The sequence below is a fragment of the Streptomyces sp. B21-105 genome, from assembly GCF_036898465.1.
Taxonomy (GTDB): domain Bacteria; phylum Actinomycetota; class Actinomycetes; order Streptomycetales; family Streptomycetaceae; genus Streptomyces.
Window position 1 is genome coordinate 1998855 of the sequence record NZ_JARUMJ010000001.1, and the last position, 15726, is coordinate 2014580.

The window sequence follows — 15726 nt, forward strand, 5'->3', positions numbered from 1 at the left end:
CCGAGAGCACGCGAGCGCGGGACCGCCCCCTGGGACCCAGGGCGGGCGGCCCTGGGACGGAGGTTTTCGGGCAGCCGACGCCCGGCAGGAGGCGCCCGGCAGAAAACACTCCCTACGTTGTTCTGCGGGAGGCACCCGGCGGGAGGCTGACGGCACTGGGGCGTCCGGCAGCGACTGCCCTCAGGCAGGCGCAGGCAGCCTTCGGAGCCGGTGGGGCGAGAGTCGAGCAGGCAGGCCCGGGCGCGAGGCGTAGGAGATGCGTCGGCGAAGGGGCACGCTCAAGCGGCACGACGGGGAAGGCTCGCGGAAAGGCGGCCGGCTCGCCACGTGACCTGCGGCTTTCACGATCGGGAGAGCGCACCCGTCGAGACCGCGCGGACGGTGCGCCGATCGCCTCGAAAACGACCTCGGCCCGTCTGCGGGATTCGCAGACGGGCCGACGTTCCGGTGGGCGATACTGGGTTCGAACCAGTGACCTCTTCGGTGTGAACGAAGCGCTCTCCCACTGAGCTAATCGCCCGGACGCAGGAAGAACATTACCCCATGTCAGGGGGTGGCCGTGACCAGGGACTACCGGTGGTTCAGCGGTGCCGCGGCGGGCCGCCGACCGGTGCCGACCGCACGGCCTTCGCCGCCCGGGACCGGCCGCCGATCACTGATCCTTGATCTTCCAGGGCATCGTCACACCGAACTTCCACAGGTAGAAGCTGACCAGCGCGCCGATGATCACCAGGCCGATCGACGTCAGGATGATGTTGCGGCGCCGGACCCTGGGATCGAGTGCGCGCTGCGCCGCCTCGGTGACCTTGCGCTTGGTCCAGCGGAGAACCAGTTGGGCCCAGACGAACTCGGTCGCCCAGATCGCCATGCCGCCGAAGATCACGACCCAGCCCGGTCCGGGCAGCGGAAGCATGACGATGCCCAGGCCGACCACGGCGAGGCCGAGCATGAAGACGCCGACCTGCCAGCTCAGGTGCAGCATGCGGCGCGCCTTGACGAATTCCGGCGCCCGGGAGCCGAGCCCCTGCCCGTGCTGGTCGCCCACCGTGCCCTCCGGAACCGAGTCGTTCGCGGCCATGACCGCCTCACCCGGCTCGTTACTCCCCGTGTTCATACAGCCAAACCCTACCCGAGAGATTCCAGTCACCGGAATGGCGGTACTTCGCGAACGCGCTCTCGGCCGGATGAGTTACGTAAAGGCACGCAAAACACGCAGAGGGGTTTACAACGGCACCGTAGGTGGCATGTCGATTTCGCCGACGTGCGAACCCCCGAGCGCACACTGAGCGAAAGGCCCTGGCGCTTATGAACACCACGGTCAGCTGCGAGCTGCACCTGCGCCTCGTTGTGTCGAGCGAGTCCTCCCTGCCTGTCCCCGCAGGCCTGCGGTACGACACGGCCGACCCCTACGCCGTGCACGCCACCTTCCACACCGGAGCCGAGGAGACCGTCGAGTGGGTGTTCGCCCGCGACCTCCTCGCCGAGGGCCTGCACCGGCCCACGGGTACCGGCGACGTCCGCGTCTGGCCGTCGCGCAGTCACGGTCAGGGCGTCGTCTGCATCGCTCTGAGCTCTCCTGAGGGCGAGGCCCTGCTCGAGGCCCCGGCGCGGGCCCTGGAGTCCTTCCTGAAGCGAACGGACGCAGCCGTGCCTCCCGGCACGGAACACCGGCATTTCGATCTCGACCAAGAGCTCTCGCACATCCTGGCGGAGAGCTAGGGCGAGGGCTCACACCGAGCCGCCCGGCGCCGTCCACTCGGGGAGACGGCTCGGGCCAGACCATCGCACAGAGCATGCGCCGACGCCGCTCCACGGGCACCCGTGGAGCGGCGTCGGCGTGTACGCGTCCTCGATGCGGGCGGAGCGGGGGCTTCGCCGGCACGGCCCCGGCGGCCCGCCGTACGGATAGCGGAGGCCGCTCCCCCGGGCTTCCGCGGAACCCGCCGTCCCACCCCTCTCTGAGCCCGCCCCGGAGGATATGGCTCACGACCGCCCCTTGCCTGAGGCCCCGGTGCGGCTACCATCGGCCAGCATCGGCGGGCGCCCGCCCGACCGTCAGGCCAGGGAGCGAAACGTGCTGATCACCCACGACACCCGGTGTGCGCTCGACGCCGTGGTCGATCTGGTGAACTCCGCGCCGGAGGACGACACGACCCCGGACGGGCTGCCGGATGTCGCCGTGCTCGGAGACTTCGTACGAAAGCACGACTTCAGCGATGTCGGCACGCTCTCCGAGTTCGATCTGTCCGCCGTGCGCAAGGTTCGTGGACGGTTCGCCGGGATTTTCGCGGCACAGGACCCCCGCATGGCCGCGCAGCTGATCAACGAGCTGGTCGCCGCCGCGGGCACCACCCCCCGCCTCACCGATCACGACGGCTACGACTGGCATGTCCACTACTTCGCCCCCGGCGCCTCGGTCGCCGACCACCTGGCCGCCGACGGCGGGATGGCGCTGGCGTACTTCGTGGTGGCCGGTGAGCAGGATCGGCTGCGACGCTGCGAGGCCCCGGACTGCCGACGCGCCTTCGTCGATCTCTCCCGCAACCGGTCACGCCGGTACTGCGACAGCCGCACCTGCGGCAACCGGCTGCACGTGGCCGCCTACCGGGCGCGCCGCAAGGAGGCGGCGGGCTGACCGCGCCCCCGCGCCGGGCACCGTAGGGATTCCTGCCGCCGACGCGGCCCCGGCGGGTGACGCCGGGGACCGCGGGTACGGCTCAGAGCAGCAGCAGATCATGCAGCGAAGCCATGAGCAGCAGACACCCGATCACCGCAAGGAAGATCATCAGCGGTGGCTGGGAAAGGGCGAAGAGGCACCCGCGCGGCTCGTCCTTCGGCGGCGCGGCGTCGCTCTGTGTCGTGTCCAGCATCTCGCGGCGATCATGACGCAGAGGGGATCTTCCGCGCGATCAACACGCACGGAATGAGCGGGACTTCGCTGGATTCCGTGATGTCGGTTTCAGGCCGTGTCCAGGGTGTGATCACTTCCGCGCGCGGGCGGCCCGAGTGTGTCGTTTCACCGTGCGGCCACCGCACCGACGGGACCGCCCCTCACCTGCCGTGCCGCACGCCCCGCGGGTCACGGGCCGGCTTCATCGGGATCCTCCGTGGATACTCCGTCCTTCAGGGCGGAGAGGAAACGGACTCCTGCGGATCAGGGCAAGATGCGGGGTTTCGCCTCCTGGGCGAAAGACCGCGCTCTGACCAGCGGGTTTGAGCTTCACCTGGCATAACGCTAGTTTGTGAGAGTGACCACGACGCAGGTGAAGCGGGCGTTCAAGTACCGCTTCTATCCCACGGACGAGCAGGCGGCAGAGCTGTCGCGCACGTTCGGCTGTGTCCGCAAGGTCTACAACATGGCCCTCGCCGCCCGCACACAGGCATGGACGCGGCAGGAGCGGGTGAACTACAACCAGACGTCGGCCATGCTGACGGCGTGGAAGAAGACCGAGGAACTGGCGTTCCTCAACGAGGTCTCTTCCGTGCCGCTCCAGCAATGCCTGCGCCATCTGCAAGCCGCGTTCACCCACTTCTTCGGCAAGCGGGCGAAGTACCCGCGCTTCAAGTCGAAGAAGAAGTCCCGCAAGTCCGCCGAGTACACCACCAGCGGTTTCCGCTTCCGCGACGGCGAACTGACGCTCGCCAAGATGCGTGAGCCGCTCGACGTCGTGTGGTCCCGGCCGCTCCCGCAGGGCGCCGAGCCGTCCACGGTGACCGTCTCCCAGGACGCAGCCGGGCGCTGGCACGTCTCGATGCTGTGCGACGACCCGACGCTCAAGCCGCTGCCCGTGAGCGATGCCGCCGTCGGCGTGGACGTCGGCCTCGATCACCTCCTGACGCTCTCCACCGGCGAGAAGGTCGCCAACCCCAGGCACGAGCGCAAGGACCGTTCCCGCCTCGCCCTGGCCCAGCGTCGTCTGGCGAAGAAGGCCAAGGGGTCGGCGAATCGCGCCGAGGCGGCGCGCAAGGTCGCCAGGATCCATGCCCGTATCGCCGACCGTCGCCGTGACGGGCTGCACAAGCTGACCACTCGACTCGTTCGTGAGAACCAAACGATCGTGATCGAGGACCTGACCGTGCGCAACATGGTCAAGAACCGGACCCTGGCCCGCGCCGTCAGCGACGCGGCGTGGTCGCAGTTCCGGAGCATGCTGGAGTACAAGGCCGCCTGGCACGGGCGGGAAGTGATCGCGGTGGACCGCTTCTTCCCCTCGTCCAGGCTGTGCTCCGCTTGCGGCGCCCTCCAGGAGAAGATGCCGCTGCACGTCCGCATGTGGACGTGCGACAGCTGTGGCACGACCCACGACCGGGACGTGAACGCGGCGAAGAACCTGCTGGCCGCCGGACGGGCGGTGTCGGCCTGTGGAGCCGGTGTAAGACCTCAACGGAGTACTCCGGGCGGGCAGTCGGCGATGAAACAGGAAGTCTCACGGCGCGAGCCGTAAGAATCTCCTCCCTTCAGGGAGGGGAGCGTCAAATGCCGTGCTTCTTCAGGATGGCTTCGACGTCGCTGAAGTCGTCCGAGCCGCTGTTCGCTCGCGGCGCGGCCGCCGGACGGGAGGCCGGCCGGGAGGACTGCCCCAGGGAGAGTGCCGAGGCAGCGGGCGCCACCGCCTCGGATCGCGCGGCGCGGGCCGCAGCTCTGCGCTCCTTGCGGGTGCCGCCCCGGCGGCGTTCCACGGCGCGCGTCGTGGCGAAGAGGGCCCAGGCCCCGCCCAGCACGGCGAAACCGGCCCAGGCCGTGGGGCTGAAGGCGGTGTCGGCCACCCAGTCGACGATGCCGGTCATCACAAGGCCGAGGGGCACGAGGGCGTAGGCGGCGATACGGGCCGCCATGAGATAGCGCTTGCGGTAGGCCGTGACCACCGCGATGCCCAAGCCGGCCGCGGCGACGGCGGAACAGACGGTCTCGGCAATCATCCGGTCCTCCAGGCAGGGCGTGCGGGCAGGGTCGGGCGACTCGGCGGCACAACCGGCAGGCCTGCGCCTCGTCCCCTCCATCCTGCACCTGCGCACCGCTCACAGGCCATGCCATCAGGGACATCTCCGGGTCGACTCCTCCGCAGGTGCCGCATACGCCTGCCGCCGGCTGCCGCTGTGGGTGCTGCAGTGGCAGCGGCGCACCAGGGCCGCGAGCCGCAGCGGCGAACTGCGGCAGCCAACGGGAAGCCCTCCGGATTGGGGCGGTCGGGCGGGGGCTGGGAGACTGGCGGCATGAGCGACTCGTCACCGGCATACTCGTCCCCGGCCTCCGCCTCCTCGTCCGTCTCCTCCCTGGCCGACGCCCGGCCGACCGTCGTCCTCGACGTCTGGTGCGAGCTGCAGTGCCCCGACTGCCGTGGCGCGCTCGACGACCTGCACGCCCTGCGCGAGCGCTACGGCGACCGCCTGGAGCTGCGGCTGCGGCACTTCCCTCTGGAGAAGCACCGGCACGCCTTCGCCGCCGCGCAGGCCGCCGAGGAGGCTCTGGAGCAGGGGCAGGGCTGGCCGTACGTCGAGGCCGTGCTGGCCCGGGTCGCGGAGCTGGACCGTAGGGGCGAACCCCTCCTGGTCGAGATCGCGGGCGAACTGGGGCTGGACGCGGAGGAGTTCGACACCGCCCTGATCGACGGCCGGCACATCCTGATCGTGGACGCCGACCAGGCCGAGGGCAAGGCGATCGGCATCACCGGAACCCCGACATACGTCATCGGCGGCGAGCGCCTCGACGGCGGCAAGAGCCAGGACGGGCTGCGCGCACGCATCGAGGAGATCGCCGACCGGTTGCTGGCCGAGCAGGTGTGAGGCCCGGTCCCCGCCCTCGCCCGGCAGTCCCCACGCCTGACGCGCCCGGGGGCTGATCAGCCGGTCGCCCCACCGTCCGGACGCCTGACGCCCGATACGCGACACGCGACGCCCGACGCCCGACGGGACCCGCTCAGCCGGGCCCATCGCCGATCGGCCGGCCGGACGGCCTGAACCAGCCGGTCGTCCGCGGGCCGGCCCAGACGAGGGCCGGTCCAGACGAGGGCCGGTTCACATCAGAGCCTTGTACATCGAGTAGCCCACCGGCACGTATCCGAGCGATTCGTACAGCCGCTCCGCCGGAGTGTTGCCGGCGAAGACGTTGAGGCCGAGGACGTGCTTGCCCGCCTCGGCCGCCTGCGTCTCGGCCAGCAGCATCAGGGAGCGGCCGTGGCCCCGGCCGCGGAAGGCCTGCTCGGTCTCGACGTCGAAGACGTACGCCTTGTCGCCGACCGACGCCAGCCAGAGCCTGCCCACCGGGACGCCGTCGTGCTCCAGCACGCTGAACCGCATGTTCGGCGTCGCGCGTCCCTGCGGCAGTTCCCGTTCGTGGTCGTTTCGCGCCTTGGCCAGGGCCTCTTCCTCGGGCACCCCGCGCTCCTGCCAGTCCTGGGCGTAGTCCGCCACGGCGTGCCGTTGCCAGGCGTCGTACTCGGCCTCCGTCATCGACCGGCCGCGGCTGCCTTCGGGCAGCCGGGGAAGCGCGGGGCCGAGCGGTTTCTCCATGCCGCGGTTGCGGTGGACGTAGCCGAGAGCCGTCGCCAGCCGCAGCGCGGCCGACGCCTCCGCCGGCACGCGGATGTCGATCCGCCCACAGCCCCAGCCGCGGGCCACCTCCTCGGCGGCCAGCGCGGCCACCGTGCCCCGGCCGCGCCCGCGGTCCGGTTCCTCGATGCGCAGACCGGCGATCACGGCGACGCGGGGCCCGAAGGGAAGCGACGTCGAGAGGTGGACCGCTCCGACGGGACGGCTGTTCACGCACACCTGGTAGTGGCGCGACAGCGCCCCGTCGGCAGCGCGCTGGAGCGGCTCGGTCGGCCGCAGGGTCGTGGTCATCAGAGGCTTTCTACCCAAACGAACGGAGCGTGACGTCAGCTCGATTTCCGCCTCTGCCGGACGCGGCCCCGGGTGTCCGGCCCGGGCCTCACGGATCGAGGTCGTCCGCCGCGCGCTCGGCGAAGATCCGCATGGCCTTGGCGGTCACCGGCCCGGGCGCGCCCGGCAGTTCACGGTGGTCGACCCGGTGGACGGCCTGGACGTCGCGCAGCGTGGACGTGAGGAAGACCTCGTCGGCCCGCTCCAGCACGTCCAGCGGCAGGTCGGTCTCCTTCGCGCCGGTCCACTCGACGGTCAGCTCTCGCGTGATGCCGGCGAGGCAGCCGGAGGCCACCGGCGGGGTGTGGATCTCGCCGTCCAGGACGACGAACACGTTGGAGCCGGTGCCTTCGCAGAGCTGCCCGACCGTGTTGCCGAACAGCGCCTCGGTGGCGTCCCGCTCGTGGGCCCGGGCCAGCGCGACCACGTTCTCGGCGTACGAGGTCGTCTTGAGGCCGCTGAGCGCCCCGCGTTCGTTACGGGTCCAGGGAACGGTGACGACGGCCGTGGAGTCGGCGCGCCGGGTCGTCCCGCCGAGCGCGACGACGAGAGTGGGGCCCTGGTCTCCGCGGTCGGAGCCCAGGGGGCCGTGGCCGCCGGTGTAGGTGATGCGCAGCCTGCCGAGCGGCATCGGACCGGCTGCGAGGACGGCGGCGCAGGCGCGGCGGATCTCGTCCTGGTCGGGGTCGGGCAGGCCGAGGCCGCGTGCGGAGCGGGTCAGCCGATCGAGGTGCCGGGTGAGCGCGAAGGTCTCCCCGTGCACCGCCTTCACCGTCTCGAAGACGCCGTCGCCCACGGTCAGTCCGTGGTCGAAGACGGAGACGCGGGCGGTCTCGGCGTCCTGCAGCCCGCCGTCGAGCCAGATCTTCACGTGGGTCCCTCTCTCTCGGCTCTCTCGGCTCTCTCGGCCTCGATCGCTCCCGTGACCTCGTACGCTCCCGACGCTACCGCGAGCAGCCGGGACGCCTTCAGTTCGGTTTCCTCCCACTCGGCGTCCGGGTCGGAGCCCCAGGTGATGCCCGCGCCGGTGCCGAAGCACAGTACGGCCGGGCCGTCGGCGGTCCGGTCGATCCAGAAGGTGCGGATGCCGACGGCCAGCTCGCCCGTGCCCCGGTCGGCGTCGACCCAGCCGATGCCGCCGCAGTACGGGCCGCGCGGCGACGTCTCCAGCGCGTCGATGATCCCCAGCGCGCTGGACTTGGGGGCGCCGGTGACCGAGCCCGGCGGGAAGGCTCCGTCCAGCAGCTCGGGCCAGCCGGCCCCCGCGCACAGCTCGCCGCGGACCGTGGAGACGAGATGGGCCAGACCGGGATGCTTCTCGACGGCGCACAGGTCCGGGACCGTCACGGTGCCGGTGGCGCAGACCCGTCCCAGGTCGTTGCGGACGAGGTCCACGATCATCACGTTCTCGGCGTAGTCCTTGGGGAGGAGGTCCGCCTCGGTGCGGCCGGTGCCCTTGATGGGGCCGGACTCGACGATCCGGCCGGCGCGGCGCAGGAAGAGTTCGGGTGACGCGGTGGCCGTCTCGACGCCGTGCGCGGGCAGACGAATCGTTCCTGCGTAGGGTGCGGGGTTGCCCCGGGCCAGCAGGGCGGTCAGCGCGTCCACGTCGGCGTCGGGGGCGACGGGCGCGGTCAGCACACGGCAGAGGTTGGCCTGGTACACCTCGCCGGCCGCGATGTGCTCCCGGATCCGGCGCACTCCCGCCGTGTACGCGGCGCGGTCGAGGGAGGACGTCCAGTCACCGGGCGCGGGCCCTCGCCAGGCCCCCGGCACGGGGGCGGGCACCGGCTCCTCGCGCACCTCGGCGAAGCGCGCGCAGACCAGACGGCCCTCGAAGTCCGCGCAGACGGCCCAGAACCCGGTGCCGTCGAGGGCGGCGGGATCGCTGGTCACATCGAGGAGACCGGTGGCGAGGCGGCTGCCGAAACGGGCGAGCGGAGGGAGGTCGAGCACATGGTCGAGTGTAGGCGGGCGCCCCCGGGGACCGTCCTCGCGTGTTCCGCAGGTCACGACCTCCGGGGGCACTGACCTGGTGCGCGCGTGAGCGCAGCGCAGCACGCTGCACAAACGCGTTTTTGTACTGGCCCGGGAATCCGCTAGAGTTCAACTCGTCGCCGGGCCGCGAGAGCGGAACGAAACGACAAGCGGACGTAGCTCAGTTGGTAGAGCGCAACCTTGCCAAGGTTGAGGTCGCGAGTTCGAGCCTCGTCGTCCGCTCGAAGGAAGAAGGGGTCTTCCCGGCCCCCTACACTCCTGGTGGAGTGGCCGAGAGGCGAGGCAACGGCCTGCAAAGCCGTCTACACGGGTTCAAATCCCGTCTCCACCTCCAAGGACGATTAGCTCAGCGGGAGAGCGCTTCCCTGACACGGAAGAGGTCACTGGTTCAATCCCAGTATCGTCCACTGGATCTGCACGACGATCCGTACCCGCGCGATTAGCTCAGCGGGAGAGCGCTTCCCTGACACGGAAGAGGTCACTGGTTCAATCCCAGTATCGCGCACGCAGTGTCACGATCCCCGGGTCGTGTTCCTGAGGACGATTAGCTCAGCGGGAGAGCGCTTCCCTGACACGGAAGAGGTCACTGGTTCAATCCCAGTATCGTCCACACGCCGAGAGCCCCCGGCCGCCTTCGCGGTCGGGGGCTCTTCCGTGCGCCGGTTCAGCTGGAGAACAGCATGTGGCCGAAGCTCTTGTGGCGGCGGTGGCCTCCGTAGTGACCGCCGTGGCCGCCGCCGTGCGGGGCGCCCCACGCGGGAGCGGCCGGCGCGGCCGGGTACGCCTGCGGGGCGCCCGGGGGCGGCGGCGCAGGCTGGGACCACTGGGACTCCACCCGGGTCAGCGCCTCCAGCTCGCCGTAGTCGAGGAAGATCCCGCGGCAGTTGCTGCACTGTTCGATCTGGACGCCGTTGCGGTTGTACGTGTGCATCTGAGCGTGACACTTCGGGCACTGCATGTTCGGCTCAACTCCTCGCCGGTCGGTGCTGTTTCGCCTACCGCCAGGACAGACACTGTCCGGCTGCGGTCGGTTGCACCCTACTTCGCGAAGTCCGCCGCGACCTGCGAGGGGAGGGATCCCATGCGCGCGCAGGCGTCGACCAGGCACTGCTCGACCTCGTCGAGCGGCCGGCCGGCCGCGACCGCCTTGGTGACGGCCCGTGCGGCGCTCTGTACGGTGAGTGCGCGGGCCGGCACGTCGAGCACCGGCCAGGGATCGCCGTCGTCCGGCACGGCGGGGCCGGACGACGCTCGGTAGGCGGTGAGGAAGCGGGTCCACTCGTCGGGTGGGAGCAGTCCGCAGGCGAACCAAACGGCGGGCCGGGCGAGGTCCCAGGCCGGGACGCCGACGCCGAGATCGTCGACGTCGATGAGCCGCCACGGGCCGTCCGGGGCGGGACTGCGCACGAGCTGGCCGAGGTGGAGGTCGCCGTGGCAGAGAGCGCCGGCACCGGGCATGGGAGCCTCGGCGCGGGCCCAGGCCGGGAGCGCGCGCCAGGCGCGGAGCACGGGGGCGAGGGCGGGGTGCCCGCCGGCGGCACGCAGCAGCGCCACTGCCCGGGCGGCCTTGACGGGGCCGCGCATCGCGGGCAGGCCGGCCGGCACCGGAGTGCGGTGCAGCTCGGCGAGCAGGGCTCCCGCCGCCTCCCAGGGCGCCGCGTCGGGATCGTCCGGGTCCACCGGGGCGCCGTACGGCCAGAACGTCACCAGGCGTCCGTGGAGCAGCATCGGGGCGAGGGCGAGCGGTGGCAGGAGGACGTCGGGCAGGGCGGCTGCCGCGGCGAGGCGGGGCGCCAGCCCGGTCGGGTCGGTGTCCGGCGCGTGCGCCTTGGCGACGGTGGCGGCGTGCCGGACGACGGTGGCGTCGGGGCGGTCGGCGAGGGTGGCCGCGCCGCACGGGCAGGTCACGGCCGCCGCGTGCGCCCGGGCCGCGGTCCGGCGGGTGAGCTCGGCAAGCAGGGGATGCGGGGTCACGTGGCTCCTGGACGGCGACGAGCGGGTCGGTCTCCTCGCGAGGGTACGCAGAGGTGCCGTCGGACGTCGGGGCCTCGAGGCTTCGGGGCTTTATGGCCCCAGGGCTTCCGGGGCCCATGGCCCCATGGCTTCGGGGCTTCGGGGCTTCGGGGCTTCGGGGCTTCGGGGCTTCGGGGTGGGGAGAGCGATGTACGCGGGGGTAAAACAATGCAGGCGCAGCTCCCCAGCTGCGCCTGCATCTTTTGCCGTCCGCCGCACCCCCGTCCCCACGGGGTTTCATGGGTGGATGTCCCCGCCCGGACCGCTCTTCCGGGCCTGGGGTCGCCGCTCAGCGCCCCAGCATCACTCCCACGGACGACGCCTGTGTGGCCACCGTCTCCCAGCCGTCGAAGACGACGAGGAGCAGGACCGCCAGGGGAAGGGCCATCAGCGTCGCCACCAAGGGGTGACGGCGGCCCGTGCGGCGGGGGCGCGTACCGCGTCCCGGTGTGCGGATCGTCGTCCGCGGTGCCGTAAGGGCCATGGTCCCTCTCCTGACCTGATCAGTTGTCGTTGGCAGCGGCGGGTGTCTGACCTCGGGGGACGAGTGCTGCACCCGCCGCTTGACCTCAAACTTAGGCGGGCGGCGGGCTGCGGTCGTCATGCCCTCGTACCGATTGGCGGGCCTCCCGGAGGATGAGCCGTCGCCTGCCGAGTACTCCCCTGGGTGGAGAGAAGGTCCTACGTCTCGGGGTCTTCCCCGAGGGGGCGCCCGGTCCGGGCCGCTTTCCCCGAGCGCTGTCGTGACTTCGCTCACTTCCGGAGCCTCGCCCGGTACCGCGGCCAGGACCGAGCGGCCCGCTCCGCCCGCCCTCACGCCATCGTTGCGGGCAGCGTCGCCGGCGGCCGGGACCGTGTGCGGCCAGTCACCCTTCATGGGTTCAATCCCCCTTCCGGGAGCGGTGGTTGGGTAGGCGGGGTCGGATAAGTGCGGCTTCTCCCGGGCTCCCTGACAACGCTTCAATTCTTCCACCCGGCACTGACAATCCATCGGAACGAGAGGGCGCGGCCTCTGCGCGTCAGCCGCCGCGTAAACGTAAGCTGTGCCACGTCAGACGGACCGGGCAGCGGGGATGAACATGGCGATGATGCGCCTGAGGCGCGAGGACCCGCGCGTCGTCGGCTCGTTCCGGCTCCACCGGCGGCTCGGCGCAGGCGGGATGGGCGTCGTCTACCTGGGCTCCGACAAGAAGGGGCAGCGGGTCGCGCTGAAGGTGATCCGGCCCGATCTGGCGGAGGACCAGGAGTTCCGCTCACGGTTCGCACGCGAGGTGTCGGCCGCCCGGCGGATCCGCGGCGGCTGTACGGCGCGGCTGGTCGCGGCGGATCTGGACGCCGACCGACCGTGGTTCGCCACCCAGTACGTGCCCGGCCCCTCCCTGCACGACAAGGTGAACGACGAGGGGCCGCTCGGCGCCGCCGAGCTCGCCTCCATCGGGGCCGCGCTGTCGGAGGGGCTCGTCGCCGTCCACGAGGCAGGGGTCGTGCACCGGGACCTGAAGCCCTCCAACATCCTGCTCTCCCCCAAGGGCCCGCGGATCATCGACTTCGGCATCGCGTGGGCAACGGGCGCGTCCACGCTCACGCACGTCGGCACGGCGGTCGGCTCCCCCGGGTTCCTCGCACCGGAGCAGGTGCGCGGGGCGCTGGTCACGCCGGCCACCGACGTGTTCTCGCTCGGCGCCACGCTCGCCTACGCCTCGACGTCCGACTCGCCCTTCGGGCAGGGCAGTTCGGAAGTGATGCTGTACCGCGTGGTGCACGAGGAGCCGCACCTGCACGGCGTGCCGGACGCGCTGGCCCCGTTGGTGCGGGCCTGCCTGGCGAAGGACCCCGAGGAGCGGCCCAGCACGCTCGAACTCTCCCTGAGGCTGAAGGAGATCGCCGCCCGGGAGGCCCATGGACTGGCGGACGCTCGGCCTCCGGCGCCGCGGGCGGCCGAGGCGGACCGGCCCACGGGACGGCTGGCGGACCCCGGCCGTCCGGAGCGCACGCTGCGTTATCCGGGCGGGCCCGGCACTCCCCCGCCGCGCGGCGGGGCGCCGTCCTCGCGCGGTCCGGCCCCCGCGCGGGGCGGTGCGCCGGCACGGAGCACGAACCCGTCCCGCGGGGGCGGCGGCGCTTCGTCGCGGTCTGGGGCCCGGCCTGCTCCCGGCACCCGCAACACCCGGCGCGGCAGCGGCAGTCGGCCGGGGCCCCGCAGCGGCGCCGGGCGTCCCGGACCGAGGACGACGGGCGGCAGACTGCGGCCCGCCAATCCGCGGCTGCTGCGTCAGCGGTTGTTCGTGTTCGTGGTGGTGACGCTGTTCGTGGCGCTGGGCATCGCCCTCGTCCAGGGTTGTGAGGGACCGGCAAGCGGGCTCGGCGTGGGCGACGGCGCCGTCCGGCACGGGCAGCCGCACCTGCCGTCGGCGCCGGGCGCGGGCGGCACGACGGCCGGTTGACCGGGCGGGGCCGCCCGGGCGGCGGCCGGTCGACGGGCCGCGCCCCGCGGGTGCGCGGCCGACCGCCGGTACGGCAGGCAGGTCACGGCGAAGGTCACCTCACCGTGGGCACCGAACGGTCCCGGTGCTCGGCACCACCCTGCCGTGCGCGCCGATCCAGCTGCGGTCGACGGACGGCGGGGCGGGCCCGAAGGTCACGTCCGCGGGCGGCCCGTCGCCACCGCGTAGAAGGCGACCGCCGCCGCCGCGCCCACGTTGAGCGAGTCGACGCCATGGGACATCGGGATCCGGACCCATTCGTCGGCGGCGACGAGTGCCTGGGTGGAGAGGCCGTCGCCCTCCGCGCCGAGCATGAGGGCCACGCGGTCCATCCGGTGCGGGGCGGCCTCGTCGAGGCTGCGGGCCTTCTCGTCCGGGGTGAGGGCGAGCAGGGTGAAACCGGCTTCGCGGACCGAGTCCAGGCCCTTGGGCCAGGTGTCCAGACGGGCGTACGGGACGGAGAAGACCGCCCCCATCGAGACCTTCACGCTGCGGCGGTAGAGGGGGTCCGCGCAGTCCGGTGAGAGCAGCACGGCGTCCATCCCGAGGGCGGCGGCCGAGCGGAAGATCGCGCCGATGTTGGTGTGGTCGTTGACCGACTCCATGACGACCACCCGCCGGGCGGTGTGGAGCAGGTCGGCCGCCGTGGGCAGCGGCCGGCGCTGCATCGAGGCCAGTGCCCCCCGGTGGACGTGGTAGCCGGTGACCTGCTCGGCGAGGTCGGGGCTGACGGCGTAGACCGGTGCCGGGAGCTCGTCGATGACGTCGCGCATGACGTCTATCCACTTGGCCGAGAGCAGCATCGAGCGCATCTCGTAGCCGGCGACCTTGGCACGTCGGATGACCTTCTCGCCCTCGGCGATGAACAGGCCCTCGGCGGGCTCGCGTCTGCGGCGCAGCTCGACGTCGGTCAGGCCCGTGTAGTCGCGCAGGCGCGGGTCGTCGGGATCTTCCACGGTGATGAGATCGGCCACAGGGGTGATACTGCCTTGTCCTGGGTGTGCTGCCAACGGCTTGGAACGGTTGCGTTACCCGCGGTTACTCCAAGGTCCGCGGCCCGACGCCGACGACCGGGCCGACGACGACGACCGCCGGGGGCCTGACCTCCTTGACGCGGACCGTCTCGGCGACCGTGGCGAGCGTGGCGTCGACCCGGCGCTGGGCGGACGTCGTGCCCTCCTGGACGAGGGCGACCGGGGTGTCCGGCGACTTGCCGTGCGCGACGAGCGCCTCGGCGATCTTCCCGATCTTGTCGACGCCCATCAGGATCACCAGGGTTCCGGTGAGCTTCGCGAGCGACTCCCAGTCGACCAGCGAGCGCTCGTCTTCGGGTGCCACATGGCCGCTGACCACGGTGAACTCATGGGCGACGCCCCGGTGGGTGACCGGGATGCCGGCCGCACCCGGAACCGAGATCGAGCTGGAGATTCCGGGGACGACCGTGCAGGTGATGCCGGCCTCGGCGAGGGCCTGCAGCTCCTCCATGCCGCGGCCGAACACGTACGGGTCGCCGCCCTTGAGGCGGACCACGGACTTGCCCTGCTTGGCGTGCTCGATCAGCGCGTTGTTGATGGCCTCCTGGGCCATGTACCGGCCGTAGGGGATCTTCGCCGCGTCGATCACCTCGACGTGCGGCGGGAGCTCGGCGAGAAGGTCGCGCGGGCCGAGCCGGTCGGCGATCACGACGTCCGCCTCGGCGAGCAGACGACGGCCGCGGACGGTGATCAGGTCGGGGTCGCCGGGACCGCCGCCGACCAGCGCCACGCCCGGGGTGCGGGTGCGGTGGTGGGGGGCGACGAGGGTGCCGTCGCGCAGCCCCTCGACGACCGCGTCACGGATGGCGGCGGTGTGCCGGGGATCGCGGCCGCGGCCGTCGGTGGTGAGGACGGCGACCGTCACGCCCTCGCTGTGGCCGGTCGCGGGGGTCCACGCGGTCGCGGCCTCGGCGTCGTCGGAGCGCACGCACCAGATGCGGTGCGCTTCCGCCTCCGCGGACGCCGAGGCGTTCGCCGCGGGGTCGCTGGTGGCGATCAGGGCGTACCAGGCGCCGGCGAGGTCGCCTTCCGCGTACCGGCGCCGGGACCAGGTGATCTCGCCCGCGTCGGCCATCGCCTCGACGGACGGGGTGGCGCTCGGCGAGACGAGCTCGACGACCGCGCCCGCGGCGATCAGGGCGGGCAGGCGGCGCTGGGCGACCTGGCCGCCGCCGAGGACGACGACCCTGCGGCCGGCGAGGCGGAGACCTACGGGGTAGGCGGGGTGTTCGGCCATGAGGGTGCGGCTCCTCGTACGTGCAGAGGGGTGCAATGAGCGGGCGCTGCGACTCTGGAGCGGCCCTGACGTGCGCATTTTA

At 72.1% G+C, this 15726-nt stretch carries 16 protein-coding genes and 6 tRNA genes; 10 read left to right on the top strand and 12 right to left on the bottom strand.

Features of this window, described 5'->3' with window-relative positions:
- Positions 1 to 448: 448 nt before the first annotated feature.
- Together QA802_RS08920 and QA802_RS08925 are read right to left on the bottom strand one after the other, a co-directional pair.
- Positions 449 to 520 (bottom strand) — tRNA-Val (locus tag QA802_RS08920).
- 132 nt (positions 521 to 652) lie between these two features.
- The gene (locus QA802_RS08925) at positions 653 to 1114 is read right to left on the bottom strand and encodes a TIGR02611 family protein (RefSeq protein WP_334519706.1); all 462 of its coding nucleotides are present in this window, start codon (positions 1112 to 1114) and stop codon (positions 653 to 655) included.
- A 191-nt stretch (positions 1115 to 1305) separates the two neighbouring features.
- On the opposite strand from QA802_RS08925, the gene QA802_RS08930 reads away from it, so the two are divergent.
- Both QA802_RS08930 and QA802_RS08935 read left to right on the top strand, forming a co-directional pair.
- Entirely contained in the window at positions 1306 to 1719 is a 414-nt protein-coding gene (locus QA802_RS08930) for an SsgA family sporulation/cell division regulator (RefSeq protein WP_004002642.1), read from the top strand.
- A 355-nt stretch (positions 1720 to 2074) separates the two neighbouring features.
- Positions 2075 to 2635 carry a CGNR zinc finger domain-containing protein gene (locus tag QA802_RS08935; RefSeq protein ID WP_334519709.1) on the top strand — a complete coding sequence of 187 codons (561 nt, stop codon included), beginning with the start codon at positions 2075 to 2077 and terminating at the stop codon, positions 2633 to 2635.
- 82 nt (positions 2636 to 2717) lie between these two features.
- Here the strand turns inward: QA802_RS08935 and QA802_RS08940 are convergent, their stop codons facing one another.
- Complete coding sequence (locus QA802_RS08940) at positions 2718 to 2870, bottom strand: hypothetical protein (RefSeq protein ID WP_173877776.1); 153 nt, start codon at positions 2868 to 2870, stop codon at positions 2718 to 2720.
- A 378-nt stretch (positions 2871 to 3248) separates the two neighbouring features.
- Between QA802_RS08940 and QA802_RS08945 the strand changes: the two genes are divergently transcribed.
- Positions 3249 to 4445, top strand: coding sequence for an RNA-guided endonuclease InsQ/TnpB family protein (locus QA802_RS08945; protein ID WP_334519712.1), 1197 nt, complete (start codon positions 3249 to 3251; stop codon positions 4443 to 4445).
- Between the two features lie 28 nt (positions 4446 to 4473).
- Here QA802_RS08945 and QA802_RS08950 read toward each other — a convergent pair whose 3' ends face one another.
- On the bottom strand, positions 4474 to 4920 hold the full coding sequence (locus QA802_RS08950; RefSeq protein WP_334519715.1) for a hypothetical protein: 447 nt from the start codon (positions 4918 to 4920) through the stop codon (positions 4474 to 4476).
- A 294-nt stretch (positions 4921 to 5214) separates the two neighbouring features.
- Between QA802_RS08950 and QA802_RS08955 the strand changes: the two genes are divergently transcribed.
- Positions 5215 to 5784 carry a DsbA family protein gene (locus tag QA802_RS08955; RefSeq protein WP_334519718.1) on the top strand — a complete coding sequence of 190 codons (570 nt, stop codon included), beginning with the start codon at positions 5215 to 5217 and terminating at the stop codon, positions 5782 to 5784.
- Positions 5785 to 6015: 231 nt separating this feature from the next.
- Here QA802_RS08955 and QA802_RS08960 read toward each other — a convergent pair whose 3' ends face one another.
- The 3 genes from QA802_RS08960 to QA802_RS08970 all read right to left on the bottom strand — a co-directional run bounded on the left by QA802_RS08960 (position 6016) and on the right by QA802_RS08970 (position 8835).
- Entirely contained in the window at positions 6016 to 6840 is an 825-nt protein-coding gene (locus tag QA802_RS08960) for a GNAT family N-acetyltransferase (RefSeq protein WP_334519721.1), read from the bottom strand.
- 88 nt (positions 6841 to 6928) lie between these two features.
- Positions 6929 to 7750, bottom strand: a complete 822-nt coding sequence (locus tag QA802_RS08965; protein ID WP_334519724.1) for an aminotransferase class IV — start codon at positions 7748 to 7750, stop codon at positions 6929 to 6931.
- Positions 7747 to 8835, bottom strand: a complete 1089-nt coding sequence (locus QA802_RS08970; RefSeq protein ID WP_334519727.1) for a chorismate-binding protein — start codon at positions 8833 to 8835, stop codon at positions 7747 to 7749. Before QA802_RS08970 ends, QA802_RS08965 begins: the two co-directional genes overlap by 4 nt.
- Positions 8836 to 9026: 191 nt before the next feature.
- On the opposite strand from QA802_RS08970, the gene QA802_RS08975 reads away from it, so the two are divergent.
- The 5 genes from QA802_RS08975 (at position 9027) to QA802_RS08995 (ending at position 9487) form a co-directional block, all read left to right on the top strand.
- Positions 9027 to 9099, top strand: a tRNA-Gly gene (locus tag QA802_RS08975).
- A gap of 38 nt (positions 9100 to 9137) precedes the next feature.
- Positions 9138 to 9211, top strand: a tRNA-Cys gene (locus tag QA802_RS08980).
- Between the two features lies 1 nt (position 9212).
- Positions 9213 to 9284: transfer RNA gene (locus tag QA802_RS08985), tRNA-Val, on the top strand.
- A gap of 26 nt (positions 9285 to 9310) precedes the next feature.
- Positions 9311 to 9382, top strand: a tRNA-Val gene (locus QA802_RS08990).
- Positions 9383 to 9415: 33 nt separating this feature from the next.
- Positions 9416 to 9487: transfer RNA gene (locus QA802_RS08995), tRNA-Val, on the top strand.
- A 54-nt stretch (positions 9488 to 9541) separates the two neighbouring features.
- Here the strand turns inward: QA802_RS08995 and QA802_RS09000 are convergent.
- The 3 genes from QA802_RS09000 to QA802_RS09010 all read right to left on the bottom strand — a co-directional run bounded on the left by QA802_RS09000 (position 9542) and on the right by QA802_RS09010 (position 11374).
- The gene (locus QA802_RS09000) at positions 9542 to 9835 is read right to left on the bottom strand and encodes a TFIIB-type zinc ribbon-containing protein (protein ID WP_319166093.1); all 294 of its coding nucleotides are present in this window, start codon (positions 9833 to 9835) and stop codon (positions 9542 to 9544) included.
- Between the two features lie 80 nt (positions 9836 to 9915).
- Positions 9916 to 10851 (bottom strand): phosphotransferase family protein, encoded by a 936-nt coding sequence (locus tag QA802_RS09005; RefSeq protein ID WP_334519732.1) that lies wholly within the window; start codon positions 10849 to 10851, stop codon positions 9916 to 9918.
- A gap of 328 nt (positions 10852 to 11179) precedes the next feature.
- The gene (locus QA802_RS09010; RefSeq protein ID WP_057580393.1) at positions 11180 to 11374 is read right to left on the bottom strand and encodes a hypothetical protein; all 195 of its coding nucleotides are present in this window, start codon (positions 11372 to 11374) and stop codon (positions 11180 to 11182) included.
- A 589-nt stretch (positions 11375 to 11963) separates the two neighbouring features.
- Between QA802_RS09010 and QA802_RS09015 the strand changes: the two genes are divergently transcribed.
- On the top strand, positions 11964 to 13334 hold the full coding sequence (locus QA802_RS09015) for a serine/threonine-protein kinase (protein ID WP_443042266.1): 1371 nt from the start codon (positions 11964 to 11966) through the stop codon (positions 13332 to 13334).
- Positions 13335 to 13528: 194 nt separating this feature from the next.
- Here QA802_RS09015 and QA802_RS09020 read toward each other — a convergent pair whose 3' ends face one another.
- Positions 13529 to 14347 (bottom strand): TrmH family RNA methyltransferase, encoded by an 819-nt coding sequence (locus QA802_RS09020; RefSeq protein WP_334519736.1) that lies wholly within the window; start codon positions 14345 to 14347, stop codon positions 13529 to 13531.
- Between the two features lie 64 nt (positions 14348 to 14411).
- A complete protein-coding gene (gene cobA, locus QA802_RS09025; protein WP_334519738.1) occupies positions 14412 to 15644 on the bottom strand; it encodes a uroporphyrinogen-III C-methyltransferase in 1233 nt (410 codons plus the stop codon).
- Between the last annotated feature and the right edge of the window lie 82 nt (positions 15645 to 15726).

Coding starts and splice junctions, on each gene's coding strand:
- QA802_RS08925 (WP_334519706.1), bottom strand. CDS start 1,114: ATGAACACGGGGAGTAACGAGCCGGGTGAGGCGGTCATGGCCGCGAAC.
- QA802_RS08930 (WP_004002642.1), top strand. CDS start 1,306: ATGAACACCACGGTCAGCTGCGAGCTGCACCTGCGCCTCGTTGTGTCG.
- QA802_RS08940 (WP_173877776.1), bottom strand. CDS start 2,870: ATGCTGGACACGACACAGAGCGACGCCGCGCCGCCGAAGGACGAGCCG.
- QA802_RS08950 (WP_334519715.1), bottom strand. CDS start 4,920: ATGATTGCCGAGACCGTCTGTTCCGCCGTCGCCGCGGCCGGCTTGGGC.
- QA802_RS08955 (WP_334519718.1), top strand. CDS start 5,215: ATGAGCGACTCGTCACCGGCATACTCGTCCCCGGCCTCCGCCTCCTCG.
- QA802_RS08960 (WP_334519721.1), bottom strand. CDS start 6,840: ATGACCACGACCCTGCGGCCGACCGAGCCGCTCCAGCGCGCTGCCGAC.
- QA802_RS09000 (WP_319166093.1), bottom strand. CDS start 9,835: ATGCAGTGCCCGAAGTGTCACGCTCAGATGCACACGTACAACCGCAAC.
- QA802_RS09010 (WP_057580393.1), bottom strand. CDS start 11,374: ATGGCCCTTACGGCACCGCGGACGACGATCCGCACACCGGGACGCGGT.
- QA802_RS09015 (WP_443042266.1), top strand. CDS start 11,964: ATGAACATGGCGATGATGCGCCTGAGGCGCGAGGACCCGCGCGTCGTC.
- cobA (WP_334519738.1), bottom strand. CDS start 15,644: ATGGCCGAACACCCCGCCTACCCCGTAGGTCTCCGCCTCGCCGGCCGC.